The organism is Prosthecobacter sp. GW821-HT29F12 (assembly GCF_058803405.1).
Genome location: NZ_CM179517.1, coordinates 6,881,302 through 6,899,644, shown reverse-complemented (window position 1 = coordinate 6,899,644; position 18,343 = coordinate 6,881,302). Strand labels below are relative to the sequence as shown.

At 58.2% G+C, this 18,343-nt stretch carries 12 protein-coding genes; 6 read left to right on the top strand and 6 right to left on the bottom strand.

Annotated elements, in window-relative coordinates; translation table 11 throughout:
• Positions 1–11: 11 nt before the first annotated feature.
• The 5 genes from AC3RLQ_RS28500 to mntR form a co-directional block, all read right to left on the bottom strand.
• Positions 12–3,224 (bottom strand): efflux RND transporter permease subunit, encoded by a 3,213-nt coding sequence (locus tag AC3RLQ_RS28500; protein WP_493032008.1) that lies wholly within the window; start codon positions 3,222–3,224, stop codon positions 12–14.
• Positions 3,225–3,229: 5 nt separating this feature from the next.
• On the bottom strand, positions 3,230–4,405 hold the full coding sequence (locus AC3RLQ_RS28495) for an efflux RND transporter periplasmic adaptor subunit (RefSeq protein WP_493032007.1): 1,176 nt from the start codon (positions 4,403–4,405) through the stop codon (positions 3,230–3,232).
• Positions 4,406–4,417: 12 nt separating this feature from the next.
• Complete coding sequence (locus tag AC3RLQ_RS28490; protein WP_493032006.1) at positions 4,418–5,764, bottom strand: TolC family protein; 1,347 nt, start codon at positions 5,762–5,764, stop codon at positions 4,418–4,420.
• 394 nt (positions 5,765–6,158) lie between these two features.
• The gene (locus AC3RLQ_RS28485) at positions 6,159–6,647 is read right to left on the bottom strand and encodes a hypothetical protein (RefSeq protein ID WP_493032005.1); all 489 of its coding nucleotides are present in this window, start codon (positions 6,645–6,647) and stop codon (positions 6,159–6,161) included.
• A gap of 636 nt (positions 6,648–7,283) precedes the next feature.
• On the bottom strand, positions 7,284–7,733 hold the full coding sequence (gene mntR / locus AC3RLQ_RS28480; protein ID WP_493032004.1) for a transcriptional regulator MntR: 450 nt from the start codon (positions 7,731–7,733) through the stop codon (positions 7,284–7,286).
• A gap of 127 nt (positions 7,734–7,860) precedes the next feature.
• Here mntR and AC3RLQ_RS28475 point away from each other — a divergent pair, with 127 nt between their 5' ends.
• The 6 genes from AC3RLQ_RS28475 (at position 7,861) to trpS (ending at position 16,048) form a co-directional block, all read left to right on the top strand.
• Complete coding sequence (locus tag AC3RLQ_RS28475) at positions 7,861–8,661, top strand: transporter (protein ID WP_493032003.1); 801 nt, start codon at positions 7,861–7,863, stop codon at positions 8,659–8,661.
• Between the two features lie 22 nt (positions 8,662–8,683).
• Positions 8,684–10,039, top strand: a complete 1,356-nt coding sequence (locus AC3RLQ_RS28470) for an Nramp family divalent metal transporter (RefSeq protein ID WP_493032002.1) — start codon at positions 8,684–8,686, stop codon at positions 10,037–10,039.
• Positions 10,040–10,043: 4 nt separating this feature from the next.
• Complete coding sequence (locus tag AC3RLQ_RS28465; RefSeq protein WP_493032001.1) at positions 10,044–10,478, top strand: universal stress protein; 435 nt, start codon at positions 10,044–10,046, stop codon at positions 10,476–10,478.
• A 346-nt stretch (positions 10,479–10,824) separates the two neighbouring features.
• Entirely contained in the window at positions 10,825–11,433 is a 609-nt protein-coding gene (locus tag AC3RLQ_RS28460; protein WP_493032000.1) for a hypothetical protein, read from the top strand.
• A gap of 160 nt (positions 11,434–11,593) precedes the next feature.
• Positions 11,594–15,025 carry a DUF3857 domain-containing protein gene (locus tag AC3RLQ_RS28455; protein ID WP_493031999.1) on the top strand — a complete coding sequence of 1,144 codons (3,432 nt, stop codon included), beginning with the start codon at positions 11,594–11,596 and terminating at the stop codon, positions 15,023–15,025.
• Between the two features lie 57 nt (positions 15,026–15,082).
• Positions 15,083–16,048 carry a tryptophan--tRNA ligase gene (trpS, locus tag AC3RLQ_RS28450; RefSeq protein WP_493031998.1) on the top strand — a complete coding sequence of 322 codons (966 nt, stop codon included), beginning with the start codon at positions 15,083–15,085 and terminating at the stop codon, positions 16,046–16,048.
• A 12-nt stretch (positions 16,049–16,060) separates the two neighbouring features.
• Here the strand turns inward: trpS and rnr are convergent, their stop codons facing one another.
• Positions 16,061–18,295, bottom strand: coding sequence for a ribonuclease R (gene rnr / locus AC3RLQ_RS28445; RefSeq protein WP_493031997.1), 2,235 nt, complete (start codon positions 18,293–18,295; stop codon positions 16,061–16,063).
• Positions 18,296–18,343 lie beyond the last annotated feature (48 nt).

The following is an 18,343-nucleotide window of genomic DNA, read 5'->3' as shown; positions in this document are numbered from 1 at the left end:
AGCATGAAAAATCAACCTGGCCCGTGCTCTTCGGGTGGGTCTGCAGGCGTTTCCGGCTCATCGGGCTTTTTCTTCTTATGCAAAGACAGGAAAGGCTGGTGGCCCGGGCCTTCAATGAGGACATACTTGCTGTGCAAGCCTTCCTCTCCGGCATCAAAATGCGGGTAAAGCACGGGAAGAATGAAGAGCGTGAGCAGGGTGGCGGTGATCAGCCCCCCGATGATGACGCAGGCAAAAGGACGTGCCGTTTCCGCACCGACGGCGTGAGACAACGCCGCGGGCAGCAAGCCCAGAGCTGCCATGGCGGCGGTCATCACGACCGGTCGCACTCGGCTGATGGCCCCCTCGCGAACCGCCTCGGCCATGCGCATGCCTTCCTTGCGTAATTCACGAATACGCTCGACCAACAGCACACCGTTTTGAACCGACACGCCAAAAAGGGCGATGAAGCCGACCAGGGCTGAAACAGACATCGCCAGCCCCGCCAGCGGCAGGACGAGAATCCCGCCCACCGCAGCAAAGGGAACATTGAGCAGGATCAGGGTGGCGAGCTTCGCGGAATCAAAGGCCGTGAACAGCAGGAAGAAAATGGCAACGAGTGTGATCGGCACGACCAGAATCAGCCGCTTCACGGCGCGCTGCTGGTTTTCAAAGGCGCCGGTCCATTCCAGGCGAAATCCTTTGGGGAGGACAACCTGAGCATTGACCTTCTGCTGCGCTTCAGCCACCAGCGTTCCCAGATCGCGCCCACGCACCGCGAGCTTCACAGCGGTCAACCGAGCGTTTTCTTCGCGATAGATGCGGGCAAACCCAGGCTTCACATCCACAGAGGCCAGAGCCCCAAGCGTGAGTCGCTCGCCATCAGATCCGGAAACAGGAATGCGCCGGATGCCGTCAATGCTGGCCACGGAGCGCGGGATCATTTTGACCACGAGATCGAAGGTGCGCTCACCTTCGAGCACCTTGGTGGCGACTGAGCCGCCCATGGACGTCTCGATCACCGACTGTACATCCGTCATCGACAACCCGGCGCGGGAGATGGCGGAGCGGTCCACGGCTATCTGTACCTGAGGCTGCCCCATGAGGCGGTCAGTGCCGACATCTGCAGCTCCCGGAACTGTGTTGAGAATGTCCACGATCTGATCCGCAAGCTGCTGAAGTTTATCGGGTTCATCCCCGAAGATTTTCACACTCAGCTCGGACTTCACCCCGGAGATGGCTTCATTGACATTGTCCTCGATGATCTGGCTGAACTGAAACTGCACGCCCGGCACTTCGATGTTGAGCTTCGCCTTCATGGCTTTGACGAGGCCATCCCGATCCTTGGCGGTCTTCCATTCCTCACGTGGATAGAGATCCACGGAAGTTTCCGCGACATCGAAGCCATTGACATCCGTGCCATCGTCCGGTCTGCCATTCTGCGTGATGATGGATTTGGATTCCGGGAAGGAGGCCAGCACACCACGCATGCGCCGCATGATCTGAGCGGACTCGGAGGGCGAGATGGTCTGCGGCAGGAAAGAGCGGATGTAGAGGGAGCCTTCGTCCAGCTTGGGCAGGAACTCCGTACCCGTGTGGGAGGAAACAACCCCCGCAACGGCCAGCATGACCACACCGCTGAGAACGACCATGCGGCCATGCTTGAGCGCCCAGCCAAGCGACGGGCGGTAAATGCGCAGGAGGATGCGCACGAGCCAGGACTCATGCTCTCCGGGGCCCTTCTTGAGCGCGTAACTGGCCAGCAGCGGCACAATGGTCAGCGCCAGAATGGTGCCGGCAATCAGTGCAAAGGTCAGCGTGAGGGCCATCGGCTTGAAGATTTTCCCCTCGACGCGCTGCATGGTGTAGAGCGGCAGGAACGCCGTGAGGAGGATGGCTTTGGAAAAGAGAATGGGGCGTCCCATCTGCCCGACGGCCTTGGGCAGAAGTTTGAACAGGGACTCTTTTTTATCCCGCCGCTCATGCATCATGCGCAGCAGGTCCTCGATCACCACCACGGCGGAATCCACGATGATGCCGAAGTCGATGGCCCCCATGGAAATGAGGTTGGCAGGAATGCCGCGCAGATCCAGCATGAGGAAGGCACCGAGCAACGACAGCGGCACCACAGCCGCCACCACGAGCGCGGAGCGGATGTTTCCCAGACCAAGGAACATGATGAGGACGAGCAGCACGAGCCCGATGCCGTCAGCCATGTTTTTATGCACCGTGTGCAGGGTGCGGTTGATGAGATTGGTGCGGTCGTAGTGCATGTGGATATGCACTCCGGCAGGCAGAAACTTGGTGTTGATGATGTCGATCTTTGCCCGCACCCCTTCGAGCACATCCATGGCGTTTTCCCCTTTGCGGAGCATCACGATGCCTTCGATGGCGTCATCCAAATCGAAATGGTCGGCTGGAATGCTGCGTCCCACACGCCCGAGACGCAGCTGCTCGCCGATGAGCACGCGACCCAGGTCTTTGACGCGGATGGGCGTGCCACCGCGTGTCTCCACAGCAATCAAGCCGATGTCTTCAAGCGACTGCACAAAGCCAAGACCACGAACAATGAACATTTCCGGCCCGTGCTCGATGTAGGCGCCGCCCGCATTTTTGTTCCCGGCAGAGAGCGCATCAAGCACCTGGCGCAGCGAGATATCATAGGACAGGAGCTTCATGGGGTCGATCAGCACCTGATACTGCTTGGTGGCACCACCGAAGCCGATGACATCCACGACCCCGGAAACCGTACGCAGCTGGCGCTCGACGATCCAGTCCTGCACGGCGCGCAACTCCGTGGAGGGCATGCTCTTCGGTGCATCCAGCGTGTAACGGTAAATTTCACCGACGGGCGTGGTGTCAGGCGAGAGGCGGGTGTCCGCATCCGGCGGCAGACTGACGCTGGAAAGCAGCTGGAAAGCCATGTTCCGGCAGTAGGCGCGGTCGGCATCATCTTCGAAAACGATGGTGACCTGCGAGAGACCGAAGAGCGAAACCGAACGGATGGATGACCGTTTGGGAATGCTGTTCATGGCATTCTCAATGGGAACCGTCACCAAGCGCTCCACCTCTTCGGCGGCACGCCCCGGCAGCAGCGTGATGATCTGCACCGAGACATTGGTGACATCTGGATAAGCCTCAACCGGCAGGCGGTTGAAGGCCAGCGCACCGGCGAGCACGAAGAGCACCATCAGCGCAAAGGCGATGGGCCGGTGTTTAAGAACGTATTTGGTGAGCGTGCCCATGGCGGTTAATGTTCGGCCTTCTCTGCGCCGGAGTTTGCGGTGCTGGTGTTGGCATCAAGCAGGCTCTCCAACACGAGAGCTCCTTCTGAGACCACCGCTTCGTTGGCATTGAGTCCTTTGCTGACGAAGACATGCCCGGCATCTTCCGCGGCGGTGGTGATCTGACGCATTTCAAAGGTGGTCTCGGAAGCGCGCACAAACACGCAGGCTTTGCCCTCCCGCAAGAACACGGCCTTGATCGGCACCTGCGGCATCTTGGGAACATGCGTGATGACATTCACATCCACATACATCTGCGCCTTGAGCAGCTTCTCCGGATTGGAAACCGTGCCTTTGGCCACCACGGTGCGTGTATCTGGATTCAGCGACTGCCCGATCACCGTGAGCGCTCCCGGAAAAACCCGGTCGCCATAAGCGCGGGAACGAATTTCCAGCTTTTGCCCCACCTGCAGGTTCGACAGATCCTGCTCACTGACATCCAAATGCACCCACAATGATTCAGGATCCGAGATGATGAACAACGGAGCAGCCACCACGGCCATGCCCGCCAGCATCTGATCAGATCTCACTTCCTGCCCTGGCTGCACATTGCGATCCACAATGACTCCGTCCATGGGAGCTTTGAGTGCAAACGCGCCGTTCACATCTCCGCCGCGCCCGCCCCAGACGGCCAGACGCTCCACGGCACGGTCGCGTTCTGATTGAGCGTCATCAAAAGCATTCTGCGCCGTATCCAGTTCCTTCTGGGGAAGCACACCCTGCTTCAGCAAATCACGGGTTCGCTCCAGTACTCTTTTGGCCAGCGCCAGATCCGCCTCAGACTTCACCGCATCTGCCTGGGCCTGTCCAAAATCCGGCGATGTGATGCGGGCCAGTTCATCCCCGACTTTTACCTTCTGCCCACGGGCACCTTTGATGCTGGCCACACGCCCGGCCAGAGGAGAGAAGACATTCGTGGTGACGTCCTCGTTCCACACCAGCTTGCCGGTCAGGTGAAGGATCACCGTGTCATTTTCCTTTGCCTGCTGAACGCCGATCGACTTCAGCTGGGGATCACCCGCCGTGAAGATCAGATGGTTCTTTTCCACTTTGACTGGAAACGGATCGATCTCAACGACCGGAGCCGGTTTGCAGGCCGCGAGGAGCAGCGCCAGAAGCCATGAGTATTTGATGATTTGCATGAGTGAGTGGGTTCAGAAGTGGATGATCCAGATGCCGGCGGCACGATGCAGCTCGATGACTGCGCGGGCATGGTCGCTTTGTGCGTCGTAAAAACTCTGCCAGACCTCGTTGGCCTTGCGCTGGGCATCCAGCAGCTCCAGCAGCGATGAGCCGCCGCGCTTGTAGCTGACCACCCGCTTTTCCAAAGCGGCATCGACATCCTTCAAGACGCCGCCTTGATAAAGATCCACCCGCTCGCGGGCGGTGGTATAGAGGGAAAGCGCCCGGCGCACATCCACTCCTGCCTGTACTTCCGCAGCATCCAGATCCAGCTGCGACTGGCTTGCCTGAGCCTGCGCAGTGGCGATGCCGGCCTTGTTCCGGTTCCAAATTGGGAGCGGCAGTGAGAACTGCAATCCCATCATGTTGTAATTCGGCTGGGGAGAGGTGCTATTGCCCGAGTAGGTGCTGTTGGTCCAGCCCACCCCCACAGTCAGGTCGGGAACTCGATTGGCTTTTTCCAGCTTGATGTTCTCGCCCGACGCATCGCGCCGATGGCGCATGGCCACGAGGTCCGGGCGATTGCGGATGGCACTGGAAAGCAGTTTGAAGAGATCCGTGCTTTGCGGTGTGACATCCAGAGTCCCCACGGGCTGCCAGTGAGTGCTGGAAAACTGCGGACCCAGAAAGGCATTGAGGCCCAGCTCGGCATTCGTGGCCTGAGCCTGCGCATTGAGGAGCTCGGCCTCATACTGGCGGACTTCGACACGTGTCTGCAACAGATCCACGTCACTGATGTCTCCCGCCTTCTGGCGCTCCTGCTGAGCCTGCAGGAGGTCCCGCAGCAGAGAAGCGGTGCGCTGATACTGAGAAGCCACCCGGCCCATGGCAATGGCATCTGCATAAGCCCCCGAGGCATCCAGACGTAGATTCTGCAGGAAACTCTGCAGATTGGAGGCCACCGCCGCATAGTTTTTCCGGGCCACCAGCTGTCGTTCGCGGCGCTTGCCGCCGAGTTCGATGGTTTGTGAGATGTACCCGTTGTAAAAACCTGGGAGCTTTTGCCCACCGCTGTTGGAGACATCCCGCATGTTGCCGATTTGCAGCACCGGGTTTTGAAAAACCTTTGAGGCCATGATCTGAGCCTCGGCGATCGACACATTGTAGCGCTGTGACGCATAGCCAAGGTTTGAGGCCGCCACTTTGGCCAGGTAATCCTCCAGCTTGATCGGCGTGCGCCGGGAAGTGGACTTGGTCAGTTCGGCCAGGCGTTCGGCCGACGGTCCCTCGGAGCTTTCAGGAACAGCGGGAGAATCCGCAGCTGCACCCAGTTGATCCGACAACAGCATCAGCAGAAGGAGATAAAGGCAGGTTTTCATGAAACGTGGCGTCATCAATGACATTTGGGTAAGAAAGATAAGATTCATTCGATGCGACGCAATGATGGGTGGGTTCAGTTATCCTAGTCGGTTCGTCCACGGAATATCTGCGCATGACAGCCTGTTCATCTTGAACTGTGACTGCCAAAAAGGGCCTGTGTTTTTGAATGAAGGAATGTGGCGAGGCCGAAATGATCCTTGGCCGAAAGTTGCAGACTCATTTTCTGGAACCTCATCATCAAACGAAATTGTATCATACCTTTTAATCAAAAGGCGCTGTAAAAATGCCACTCGTCCGACGGCGGCAGTTTTGACAATGTGCTGCAATCCTTAAAAGATGGGGATCGGTCAAGCACATCCGGCGCAACACCAGAAAGGTGTCGGATCAACAGGGTTACTTGAGCTGATTCTTCCGCAATGCTTCGTTGCTCCAGAGTTCCCCAATAACGGTATCTCCATTCATGACCTGGACATGAAAGCCATGGTAGCGATGTCCCGCCTCCTCGACTGTGATGGAAGACCTGCCTTTGCGCTCCGAATGCATGGGGGTGAAAACAAAGGCCACCTTGGGAGTGACCAGATCCGCATACCTGCCGTTGGCATCCACGCTGATTTTGATGTCACCTGATTTCTCGACCACGATGCTGTCCGTGCCGCGCCGGAGGTTGGCGGCAAACAAGGTCCATTTCAGCGTCGCTCCTTCCAGCTTGACGCCGGATTGGTTGGTGACACGTACATTGAGCCAGTAAGCACGGGTGACTTCGGCTTTTTTCTTGTCGGCGGTTTTGTTTTCGCTGGCGGCTTTAACGTTGAGCATGACCGAACCGGCAGACGCAACGCCGGTAAGAAGCAGGCTGAAAAAAATGGAAAGAAGAGTGTTCATTATCAATGAAATTTGAAGACATGATCTCATGAAAAAAAAGTAACTTCGGCATGGACTGACAGAGACCGAATCGGTCCAGCCGTGATGTAAAAAATGGAAGCTGAAGAAAGCCCTGCTCAGCAGTTCGTGTGTAGCAAACCTCGTGCCTGTTTACGGCATACCCGCTGCCTGTTTAGAGCACGCCTCAGGCATGCTCAGCAGCACTTCCAACCCATCAACAGCATTCCCGGCACAACCACCGGTGTCGACGGACTCCTGGGCAGACTTCTAAAATTGCAGCTCCTTCGAGCGACAACACCAAGTCTGTCTTCTGGCATTGCGCCATCAAGTTCAGTCCAGCCGAAATGAATGGATTGCATTCAGTGAATGAAGGCTCGCGCACTGCGCTCTGCTTCACTTCAGCATCATCGTCATCCAAAACGCAGGCGAGGTGAGAGGGATCTTTCACCACTGGGGCGCCATGCATTGAACACAACTCCACGCCCAGCGTAAGCAGGACTAAGATGGAGGGGATGTACAAGTACCAGCGCATTATGGAATCGAATCCATGACTAAACGCAGGGTTGTCATGGTGGCTATCACAAGCTTTTAATTATTTCTTTATTAGCTGCAAGGCAATCCTTTAAGTGACGCCGGTCAGGTCAGTCCCGCCAGCTTGCGCCTCAGTTTGCGCATCAACACCGCATTGCCTTCCAGTTCCTCCATCAGCAGGGTCAGCACGTCGAGCGTCTGTCGGCTGATGTGATGCTCCATGCCTTCCACATCCTCGTGAACGGTTTGCGGATCGAGTCCAAAACCCGCCAGCAGCCGTGTCAAAACCTCATGCCGCCGTGCGATCTCGGCCCCGACCTTGCGGCCTTCGTCGGTCAAAACCACCCCGCGGTACCGCTCATAAACCACAAAACCCTCGGCATCGAGCTTTTGGATCATGTTGGTGACGCTGGCCTGCGAGATCCCGAGATTCTTGGCGATGTCCACCACGCGGGCATACCCCTTTCCTTCGATCAGATTGTGGATCTGCTCCAGATAATCTTCGATGGCGGGTGAGTGAACATGCGCAGTGGTTTCTTGGCGCTTGGCAGGCATCGTTGAAATTTACCCGGGGCATCGGTGGAGGCAAAGCGAATCATCTCGGCTGAAAATATTAGCCCAGGCTAAAACTAACACTTGCGCTTTTCTCAGCCTGATGTTTTTAGCCCGGACTAACATTCTAATGCGCGCATATCTCACGTTTTTCACCTGTCTGGCAATTCCCTCGGCCGCACTTTGCGCTGCTGAGCAGAAGCCGGTGCGCCCGCTGAGCACCGACCGCCCGGACCAGACCGAATCCGCGCATACCGTGCCGAAAGGCTGGTTTCAGGTGGAGAGCAACCTGGTCTCATTCAGCCGCACGTATGGTGCGGCTGAGCAGGCCCAGGACACCTCCCTGTGCGATTTCATCTTCAAATACGGCATCACGCATAACACCGACCTGCAGATCGGCTGGGCGCCCCGGCTGGTGCATCGCGACAAGGACGCGGACGGCTTCCTGGCGGACAAACGCAGCGGCTATGGCGATGTCTGCCTGCGCATGAAGACCGGCTTGGTGGGCAATGATGATGGCCCTTACGCCCTGGCCCTCCTGCCCTGGGTGAAGGCGCCCACAGCAACCACAGGCTTGGGGAACCAATGCTGGGAATACGGTCTCACCATCAATCAGGAACTCGACATCGGCGGCGGCTGGGAACTCGGCTCCAGCATCTTCCTGGCCATGGCAGTGACGGATGAGCGCCAGCGCTATTTTGAGCCCGCCTTCACCCTCGCGCTTGGACGCGACCTGACTGAGAAGCTGGCCTTCTACGTTGAGACGTATCAGGGCTGGCTTAATGACGACGGGCGTTACTGGCAGTCTTCGTTTGACGGTGGTCTCACCTACCTTGTCACCCCAGACCTGAAATTTGATGCCGGGATGAACTGGTTCTTCAATGGTCATCAAACACTGAATCCCTTTGTGGGCGTCTCTTTCCGCTTCTAATTCCATACCCATACCCATACCCATGGACAATACTCCTGACACAGGCTGGCGCTCACGCGGAGGTGATTCGTTGCCCGAAGTCTTCCGTTCCATCCACGTGCCGAAGGACGGCTCGTTCTGGCGCAAAATGCTCGCGTATGCAGGCCCCGGCTTCCTCGTCTCCGTCGGATACATGGATCCCGGAAACTGGGCCACCGACCTCGCGGGGGGTGCGCGCTACGGCTACACTCTGCTGTCGGTGATTTTGATTTCAAACCTCATCGCCATCCTGCTTCAGCACCTGTGTGTGAAGCTTGGCGTCGCCACGGGCCGAGACCTAGCCCAGGCCTGTCGTGATCATTATCCCAAGCCGGTTGTCTGGGGCCTCTGGTTCCTGTGTGAGGCCGCCATCGCTGCGTGTGACCTTGCCGAAGTCGTCGGCTCAGCCATCGGCTTGCAACTGCTGTTTGGCATCCCTCTCGTCTGGGGCTGCGTCATCACCACGCTGGATGTCATGATCGTGCTGCTGCTGCAAAACCGCGGCTTCCGCTACGTGGAGGCGCTCGTCATCACGCTCATCCTCACCATCGGCGGTTGTTTCGCCGCCGAGATGTTCTTTGCCAAGCCGGACCTCGCAGGCATCGCCGCCGGCTTTGTGCCTTCCGTTTCCATTTTGAAGAACCGCGAGATGCTGTTTGTCGCCATCGGCATTCTGGGCGCGACCGTCATGCCGCACAATCTCTACCTGCACAGCTCCATTGTGCAGACACGCAACTTCGCCCGTGACGATGAAGGCAAGGCCGAGGCCATCAAGTTCGCCACCATCGACTCCACCTTTGCGCTGATGTTTGCGCTGTTCATCAACGGCGGCATTCTCATCGTGGCAGCCGCCGCGTTTCACACCACCGGACACAGCGACGTGGCCGAAATTCAGGAGGCCTACAAGCTGCTCAGCCCTGTGCTCGGCATCGGCGTGGCCAGCACGTTGTTTGCCGTGGCCTTGCTAGCCAGCGGGCAAAACTCCACCCTCACCGGCACCCTCGCCGGCCAGATTGTGATGGAAGGTTTCCTTAACATCCGCCTCAAGCCCTGGCTGCGGCGGTTGATCACACGCCTCATCGCCGTGGTGCCTGCCGTCTGCATCATTGGCTATTTTGGTGAGGATAAAACCACCGATCTCCTCATCTGGAGCCAGGTCATCCTCTCCATGCAGCTGAGCTTTGCCGTCGTGCCGCTGCTGCGCTTCACCGATGAAAAGGCCAAGATGGGCCGCTTTGCCAATCCGGCGTGGATCAAAGTCCTCGCCTGGGCCAGCGCCGCCGTCATCATCGTGCTCAATTTCAAACTGCTCTTCGATTTCTTCGCCCCTCAGTCTTGGATCAACGCCCTCGGAATCTAACGCCATGTACCGCAAAATCCTCGTCGCCCTCGATACCGGCGCTTCCGATCAGGAACTGCTGCCAGCCGTCACCGCCCTCGCCAAATTGATGCAAAGCGAGCTGCTGCTCGTCCACGTCGCTGACGGCTGGGCCGCGCGTAACTTTGACCAGCTCAAGCTCGCGGAATCCGAAGAGATGAAGCAGGACCTGAGCTACCTCGAAGCCACCGCCGCCAAACTGCGCGCTGACTCGAACCTCACGGTCAACATCCTCCTCGTCCTCGGCGAACCGCCTGATCAGATCCTCAAAGTCGCTGCTGAAGAGCGCATCGACCTCATCGCCCTCGCCTCCCACGGCCACCGTTTGATCGGGGACATCATCCATGGCAGCACCATCGACGCAGTCCGCCACAAGGCCACCGTGCCGCTGTTCGTCGTCCCGCCTAAGAGAACAGTCTGAGGCCTGTTTGATCCAAGTAATTGAGAGTTCCTCCGAAAAAATACCTTCCATCGTCTCCAAACTTCGGATAAACCGAATTCAAATGGACGAATGGTATTACAAGCGGGCAGACTCGGAGATTGGCCCCATCAGTGAAGCAGAACTAAGAGTCCTGCTGGAGCAGGACAAGAATGCTGTAGAAATACAAATCCGGCGGAATGCCCATGAGGCGTGGACTTCTGCGGTGGAGGCGTTGCCAGTCACTCCGCGCCCGGCGTCTGTTCCACCGCCCTGTCCCAGTCAGCCCTGTTCCACGGCACCTGTCACAACCCTCGCAGGGCCCACTGTTTGGCTGTGGTTTTCGGCCATGATGCTCGCGCTGGATCTGATCGTTCTGGGCTTCATGCAGTTTGTGTTTTCCATCTATGCTTTGTTTCTGCTCGCCGGAATCACCGGACTGCCAGACTGGTTCATTCAATGCGTCAATGTGCTGAACAGCCGGGTGATCTGGCCGCAGGCGGCCATGTTTGTGCTGCTCATTCTGTGGCAGGGGTGCGCCTTCGGCTCGATTCTCAGGCTGTATGCTGACGGCAGGATTAAGCACGGTCGCAGATCGGGTTTCTGGTGGATAACGCCGGTGGCGAATCTGTTTATGCCATTTCAATGTCTGCGCGAGCTGCGCTGGGCCTCGCGGCAGAAGCGCACGACCTCGGAGTCCGGCATTCCAGCCGGAGTGGTGCTCTGGCTGATCCAGGCTGTGATCATCCTCAAAGTCTTTGCCGCCATCGCCGACAAACTCGTCCTTGCAGCCGGCACCGCAGAAGACAGCACATTGTCCCTCGCAACCGTGGTCAATCTTGCCATCAATTTTTTCGGTCTGTGCCTGGGTGTCCTTCTGACTGCGTTCGTCCTCCGCAATCTCATTCATCAAATCCGGCTCTATCGAGGATGGGACACTCCGGCGGCAGCGCTCTGAAACAGCCGCCTTCGTTCTCCGAACAGTCACGCCATCTCACCGGTCACATTTCATGTCGATTCTCATCGCCGCAACAGACTTAGACATTCATCAGGCAGTCCGCAGGGCCGGCCCTCTGGCTTTAGCATTTCCGTGTCTCCTGGGATTGATGAAGTGCGGGATGCTGCTACGGCGGCCTGCGGCGAATCGCATTGGCATCACATCACTGATGGTCTTCCTGCTCGTGCCATTGATCGCGGCACTGCTTGCCGCGCTGGGAACTTCCGTTCCGGCCTTCCATGCGACCACCGCAGCCCTGATCCCCGTCTTCACGCTCTTTCTCAGCCTGCTTGCCATCCTGATTGCCATCGTCGGCCTGGCGACGCATGAGGGAACCATTCACCGGCAGGGGCAGGCGCAGGCTGTGTCGAGCATCGTCCTGTCGTTCGTCTTCATGTGCATGGGGCTGGTCGGCGCGATCAAGCACATGATCACGGAGGAGAATACCCAGGCCGAGCTGCTGGTGAACGCCAACCGCCCGGCATGGGGCTTTAGTACAGCATTATCCACCACTGAATGGCGTGCCTGGAAAGAGCCTGGCTACGAACTCGTCAACTTTGCCGCCCGGCGTGACAAGGAGGGAGTGATGATTCTTCCCGTCGATGCAGGCCAAACCATTCCTGACCCCGAAGCCGTCGCTGCGGCGCTGCTGAAGCGCGTGGGCATCAGCAATCCCTCTGACGAGGTCTGGGTGACCAAGCCGTGGGCATGCGCATGGGGCAAAGGATTGGAAATCACCGGCATCCGCAACAGTGAAGGCGTTGAATATGATTATCTCCTGCGCGTGGCGGTAAAGGATCACTTTGCCCAGCTTCATACGGGCTGGGCCCGCAAGCAGGGGGGGGATCTTGCTCTGGTGCGGACGGCGCTGGATGCCATCACCCTTCTGCCGCCCGAGCAGCCATCGCCTGCACTGTCAGCCGCCCAAGTGCATGATCATGCCTTGTTTTTGAATGACACAGGGATTGCCCTCTACAACCGCGATCAATTCAAAGAGGCGGCTGAATGGCAAAAACACTCGTTTGAGGAAGCCCCGAAAGACCCCGTCATTCTCTCCAATGTGGTGGCCGCCCTGCGGAAGGCCGGAGAATCCAAGGCCGCCCTCGAGTATCTGGTGCCACGCATGGGCGCGTTTCCGAACCATTTCTCCCTGCATCTGGATCACGCATGGCTTCTTTCTGAGACAGGCAGCGATCCCACCGCCAATCAGGCATTCTTCCGGGCCGTAGACACGGGTCTCAAGGACGAGGACCAAACGCTTGAATGGCTCAAGCACCTCAATGGTCGGGACCAATATGCGCTGGCCACTGAGGCTGCGGAAAAATGGATGATCAAGTTCCCTTCAACGACATCCCGCCGCTGGCATGCACAGACGGTGACAAACGGCGGCGATGCGAAACGCGGACTGCAATTGCTTGAAGAACTCTCCGCCGCCTATCCAGATGATCGCCGGGTGCTTTTCGATCTCGGCGAGGCGCTCAATGAACTGGACGAGCATGCGCGTGCCGCCGCAGTCGCTGAAAAGCTGCTCACCGACGGCAAGGAAGCCCCGCGTGCGCTCATGATTTTGGGTTGGAGCCAGATGGGGCGAAAATGGTATCGGGAGGCCAAGGAGACCTTCGAGCGAGCTGATAAAAAGCAGCCTGACACCGAAAGCGTGCAGGATGCCCTGCGTCGCGCTTCTGCCATGCTCGGCCAGGGGAACAACTCCGACATCAAGACTCCCGTCGAAGCAGTCGCACTGCCTGAAGTCCTGCGTCATGAGCTCGACACCCATCCCATGGAAAAAGGCTATGGAGCTGATCAGCCTTCCGTCCTGATTTTTGCAGCCAAAGGCTACGCTTTCGAGGGCGGCAAGCCCTTGCGGCGCACCTGGCACCGCCGCATTCGCATCAACACCACGGAAGGCGCCAATAATCTCAGCAGCATTGAGTTCACTTTCGATCCGCTCAGCGAACGCATTTTCATCAACCGCGTGGAAGTGCGGGATGAGAACGGCAAGACCATCGCCACGAAACCGGGAGACGCCTATGTGATGGACAGCAGCCAGGGCGGGGCCAGCCATCGCAAGAAGCTCCACTTTCAACTGCCAGGTCTGCGCCCGGGCTGCACGGTGGAGTATGAGGTCTCCATCCAGGATTTCGGCAAGACTCAAACTTTCCCGTTTGAGAGGAACCTCTTCGGAGACTGCGCCGCCGAAATCATCTTTGTCACCGGTGACACGGACAGGGTCGAAACCGCCGTGGCTCATGCAGACAGCCTGAAGACGGTGCGCGAAAAAAATCTCATCGCATGGATGGGGTTCAATCAGCCTTACGATCGTGAAGAACCCATGAGCGGCCTTTATGAAGACCGAGTTCCCAGCTTGTGTCTGGGCGGCAATGTTGGGACGTGGGAAAAAATAGGTGAGACTTACCTCAAGGATATCGGAGACCGTCTCAAGCCCGATGCAACGTCAGTGGAACTGGCGGCCACGCTCACGGCCGGCATGAAAACAGAACGTGAGAAAATAGCCGCCCTCGCCGGTCATGTGCAAAAGCATGTCAGCTACACGGCCATTGAGTTTGGCACTCGTGCGCAGCGGCCGAATCCGGCTTCGCAAACGCTTCAGCAGCAATATGGCGACTGCAAAGACCAGGCCTTGCTCATGCACCAGCTGCTTCAGGCGGCCGGCATTGAAAGCCACCTGGCATTGGTCAACAGCACCTGGCGGATCCAGCCGACTCTGCCCAGCATGGACCAGTTCAACCACATGGTCGTCCATGTGCCCGCGCTCGGCTCAGACTGGCTCATCGACACCACGGATAAAAACCTCCCGGCGGCGCGCTGGCATGCCGACAGCCTCTGGCACACCCATGCGCTCATCCTGCAGTCCGGGAACGTGCGCCTCAACCCACCTCATGCAGAGCCCGCGGCGGACAGTTCGCGTGTGGAAAGCCGGCGCAGCATCCGCCCGGAAGAGGACGGCTGGCACGTGGAGGAAACCCTCACTTTGCACGGCTACTACGCCTCATGGATGCGCAACGTCTTTAATGGGCTGGATGCCGACGGGCAATTGCACAAGGTACAAAGAATGCTGGGAGCCCTTGCCCACGTCCGTGTGCACAAGTTCGATTTTGCCAATCTCGGGGACATCGAGCAACCTGCCGCCATCACCCTCAGCTATGATGTGCTGGGGCGTTTGCATCATGAAGGGGACCTTCAACGTGCCGCGCTTCCCGCGCTGTGGGAGAACGACTATCTCGTCACCACCTTTGTCAAAAACCGCCGCAACTCCTTTCAGGTGCGTTATCCTTTCCGCCTGAACTCCGAGGTCAGGATTCAGCACCTTCCAGGCGCCACCCCTGCATCCTTGCAGATGCTGAACCGCTCCAGCGAGGGCACCTTCAGCCGCTGGAATCTCGCCACGGCCCAGAAACAGGACGATATTGTTGTTCATTTTGAATTTGCTTCCATTCCGGGAGAGCACCCCGCCGCCAGTTATTCGAAATGGCACGATGAATGGAACTCCGCGCTCAAGGCGTGGGATCATCCGCTGGCGTGGAAGCACTGAAGGAGGTGGCTCATCGCACTTGAAGTGCTGCAAATATCCCGCCATATCAGCGGTCTTATGCGCATCCTTTCCGGCCTTCAACCCAGCGGCAGACTCCACATCGGCAATTTCTTTGGCATGATGGAGCCTGCTCTCAAGCTGCAGCATGAAGGCGACGCCTACTACTTCATCGCCGACTACCACTCGCTCACTTCCGTTCACGACGGCAAGGCCCTGCGTAGCTACGTCCGTGAGCTCGCCATCGACTTCCTCGCCTGCGGTCTTGATCCGGACAAATGCGTGTTCTTCCGCCAGAGCGACGTGCCCGAGCACTGCGAGCTCTCCTGGATTCTCAGTACCGTCACCCCCATGGGCCTGCTGGAGCGCTGCACTAGCTACAAGGACAAAGTCGCCCGCGGCATCCAGGCCTCACACGGACTTTTTGCCTATCCCGTGCTCATGGCAGCAGACATCCTGATGTATGACAGCGATGTCGTGCCCGTGGGGAAAGATCAGAAGCAGCATGTTGAGGTCACACGTGACATCGCCATCAAGATGAATGAAATCTTTGGTGCAGGCCTCTTCAAGCTGCCGCAGCCGCGCATCCAGGAATCCACCGCTGTGGTTCTAGGTCTTGACGGTCAAAAGATGAGCAAGAGCTACAACAACACCATTCCGCTGTTCGAAGAGCCCGGGCCGCTGAAAAAGAAGATCATGAGCATGCAGACCGACTCCACGCCGGTCGAAGCTCCCAAACCCATCGAAGGCAGCAGCATCCTCGCCCTCTACAAACTGGTGGCGTCACAGGCTGACTACGACGCCATGGTGGCCGACCACCTCAAAGGCGGCGTGGGCTACGGCGACTTCAAAAAGCGCCTTCTACAGGGTGTGACCGATTACTTCGCCCCCTTCCGCGCCCGGCGTGACGAAATCCTCGCCGACAAAGGCTACGTGGACAAAGTCCTGGCGGAAGGCGCTGAGAGAGCCCGCGCCGTCGCGCGCAAGACTCTCAGTCGTGTGCGCGATGCGGTGGGCCTGGGTTGATACCCCTTATCCTTATCGCCTCTTCTTCGGCTGCTGCGACGCACGCTTGTGGCCATGCCCCGGCTTGCGCGGCGGTGCAGAAGGCCGCTTGGGATCACGGCTTGATGGCCCACGCCGATCCTGACGTTCCGGATCGTTGGAACGAGTCGGTTTGCCCCGCTGCGGGACAGGCATGAAATCCACCTGCTTCTTGATGGTGTCCACCTTGTAGATCTGCACGACGAGGTTGTCCCCGATGCTGATGACTTTGCGCGTGTGACGCCCCGTGATCTGACGCGTGGCGGGATCAAAGATATAGAAGTCATCCTGAATCGCGGAAAGCGGCACGCCACCGCTGAGACCGAGATCCGGCACATCCACGAAGAAGCCAAAGTTCCGCACATCGGTGACGAGCGCGACGTAGGGCTGCGGCTTTTTCGAGACCAGTTGTGCTTTGAGGTAAGCGTAGAGTTTGACCTCCTTGCTGTCGCGCTCCGCATCCGACGAGTTCTTTTCAGTCGTGCTGATGTGATCGGCAATCTGCTTCGCGACGCCCACCTGCAGCTCGACCTTGTCGAACAAGGAGCGGTGCACCACGAGATCGGCGTAACGACGAATCGGCGAGGTGAAATGGGTGTACTTGGTCTTGGCGAGACCGTAATGGCCAAGCGGCTCCACGGCATAACGCGCGCGCATCATCGAGCGCAGGAAACCAATCTTCAACGCCGGGCCAATCGGCAGATCACCCAGCCGGCTCAGCAGCTTCTGCACCTCAGGGCGATGCGTGAGATTTCCACACGGCACGCGATGGCTCAGCACATCTTCACGATAATCATTGAGCCTCTTCTCTTTCGGAGATTCATGCACGCGATACACAGAGGGCCGGTCCAGTCCCATGAGGCGTCCTGCGACGGCTTCATTTGCCAGCAGCATGTACTCCTCAATCAACTGATGCGACACATCGTTCTCAATGCGCTCAATGCGCAGCACCTTGCCATGTTCGTCGAGGCGGATCTTGTTCTCCGGGAAGTCGAGATCCAGCGAGCCGTTCTTGAAGCGCAGGTGGCGCACCTTCTGCGCCATCGCATGCGCATCGTGCAGCATCTGCTCGGTCTCATTGTTCGGCGGCACCTGGATGGCGGCAAACGCCTCCTTGTAGGTGAAGCGGCGCTTCGAACGGATCACGGCCGCATAGAATTTCGAGCTGACGACATGGCCATCCTTGGACAGCACAAACTCCACGCACTTCGTCAAACGATCCACGTTCGGCTTGAGCGAGCACAGCTCATTGCTCAGCGCCTCCGGCAGCATCGGAATCACACGATCCACAAGGTAGGTCGAGTTGCCGCGCTTCCTGGCTTCGATGTCCAGCGCACTGCCCGGCATCACATAGTGCGACACATCGGCGATGTGAACCCACAGCAGCCACTGATCTCCCTGCTTCTGAAGGCAGATGGCATCGTCAAAGTCCTTCGCATCATCCGGGTCGATGGTGATGACGTTGTGCGAACGGCAGTCAACGCGACCGGCGCACTCCTGCGCGCTGGGCTGATTGTCAGCCCGCGACTTGGCAATGGTGCTGGCCTCATGCAGCACGTTCTTCGGAAAGTGCAGCGGCAGATCGTAATGACGCAGCACGGAGAGCATGTCCACGCCCTCTTCATCCGGCGGACCAAGCACCTCGATGATCTCGCCCTCGGGCGCTGTCTGCTTGGATTCCCACTGGGTGATTTCCACGACGACTTTGTCGCCCACGTTGGGCTTGCGACCCACGTCACGCGGTTCCGCCACATAGATCGCTCCCGGCAGACGCGGATCATCCGGCGTCACATGCAGGAACTGTTTCGAGCGCTGCAGGGTGCCCACAAACTGGGTCCGTTTGCGTTCCAGCACGCGCACCACGCTGCCAATTTTGTCCTGCTGCCCCGGTCTGACATCGAGGCGTACCAGCACGCGATCGCCATGCATGGCGGTGCTGGTGTTGCTTTCCGGGATGCCGATTTCACCGATGCCCGCTTCATCAGGCTGCACAAAGCCACGGCCACCCCGGGTGATCTGAATCACTCCGGGCACCAGATCAGCTTCCTTCGCCACAATGTAGCGATTGCCTTTCGTGCGTACGATTTTACCCTGTTTCTCCAGGCTTTTGAGCAGGCTTTGCAATACCTGCTGTTGATTGGGCTTCATGCCCATTTGGGAGAGAAGCTCAGGCACATTGGAGGGTATGTAATCCTCACTGCCGAGCAACCTCAGTAGTTTCTTATCCATCTTATTCTTACCTATCTAATCAAGCCACCTTCGCATGTCGAATGATTC

Excerpts from the sequence above, each read along its gene's own strand:
- AC3RLQ_RS28500 (WP_493032008.1), bottom strand. The coding sequence starts at position 3,224 with ATGGGCACGCTCACCAAATACGTTCTTAAACACCGGCCCATCGCCTTT.
- AC3RLQ_RS28495 (WP_493032007.1), bottom strand. The coding sequence starts at position 4,405 with ATGCAAATCATCAAATACTCATGGCTTCTGGCGCTGCTCCTCGCGGCC.
- AC3RLQ_RS28490 (WP_493032006.1), bottom strand. The coding sequence starts at position 5,764 with ATGAAAACCTGCCTTTATCTCCTTCTGCTGATGCTGTTGTCGGATCAA.
- AC3RLQ_RS28485 (WP_493032005.1), bottom strand. The coding sequence starts at position 6,647 with ATGAACACTCTTCTTTCCATTTTTTTCAGCCTGCTTCTTACCGGCGTT.
- mntR (WP_493032004.1), bottom strand. The coding sequence starts at position 7,733 with ATGCCTGCCAAGCGCCAAGAAACCACTGCGCATGTTCACTCACCCGCC.
- AC3RLQ_RS28475 (WP_493032003.1), top strand. The coding sequence starts at position 7,861 with ATGCGCGCATATCTCACGTTTTTCACCTGTCTGGCAATTCCCTCGGCC.
- AC3RLQ_RS28470 (WP_493032002.1), top strand. The coding sequence starts at position 8,684 with ATGGACAATACTCCTGACACAGGCTGGCGCTCACGCGGAGGTGATTCG.
- AC3RLQ_RS28465 (WP_493032001.1), top strand. The coding sequence starts at position 10,044 with ATGTACCGCAAAATCCTCGTCGCCCTCGATACCGGCGCTTCCGATCAG.
- AC3RLQ_RS28460 (WP_493032000.1), top strand. The coding sequence starts at position 10,825 with ATGATGCTCGCGCTGGATCTGATCGTTCTGGGCTTCATGCAGTTTGTG.
- AC3RLQ_RS28455 (WP_493031999.1), top strand. The coding sequence starts at position 11,594 with ATGCTGCTACGGCGGCCTGCGGCGAATCGCATTGGCATCACATCACTG.
- trpS (WP_493031998.1), top strand. The coding sequence starts at position 15,083 with ATGCGCATCCTTTCCGGCCTTCAACCCAGCGGCAGACTCCACATCGGC.
- rnr (WP_493031997.1), bottom strand. The coding sequence starts at position 18,295 with ATGGATAAGAAACTACTGAGGTTGCTCGGCAGTGAGGATTACATACCC.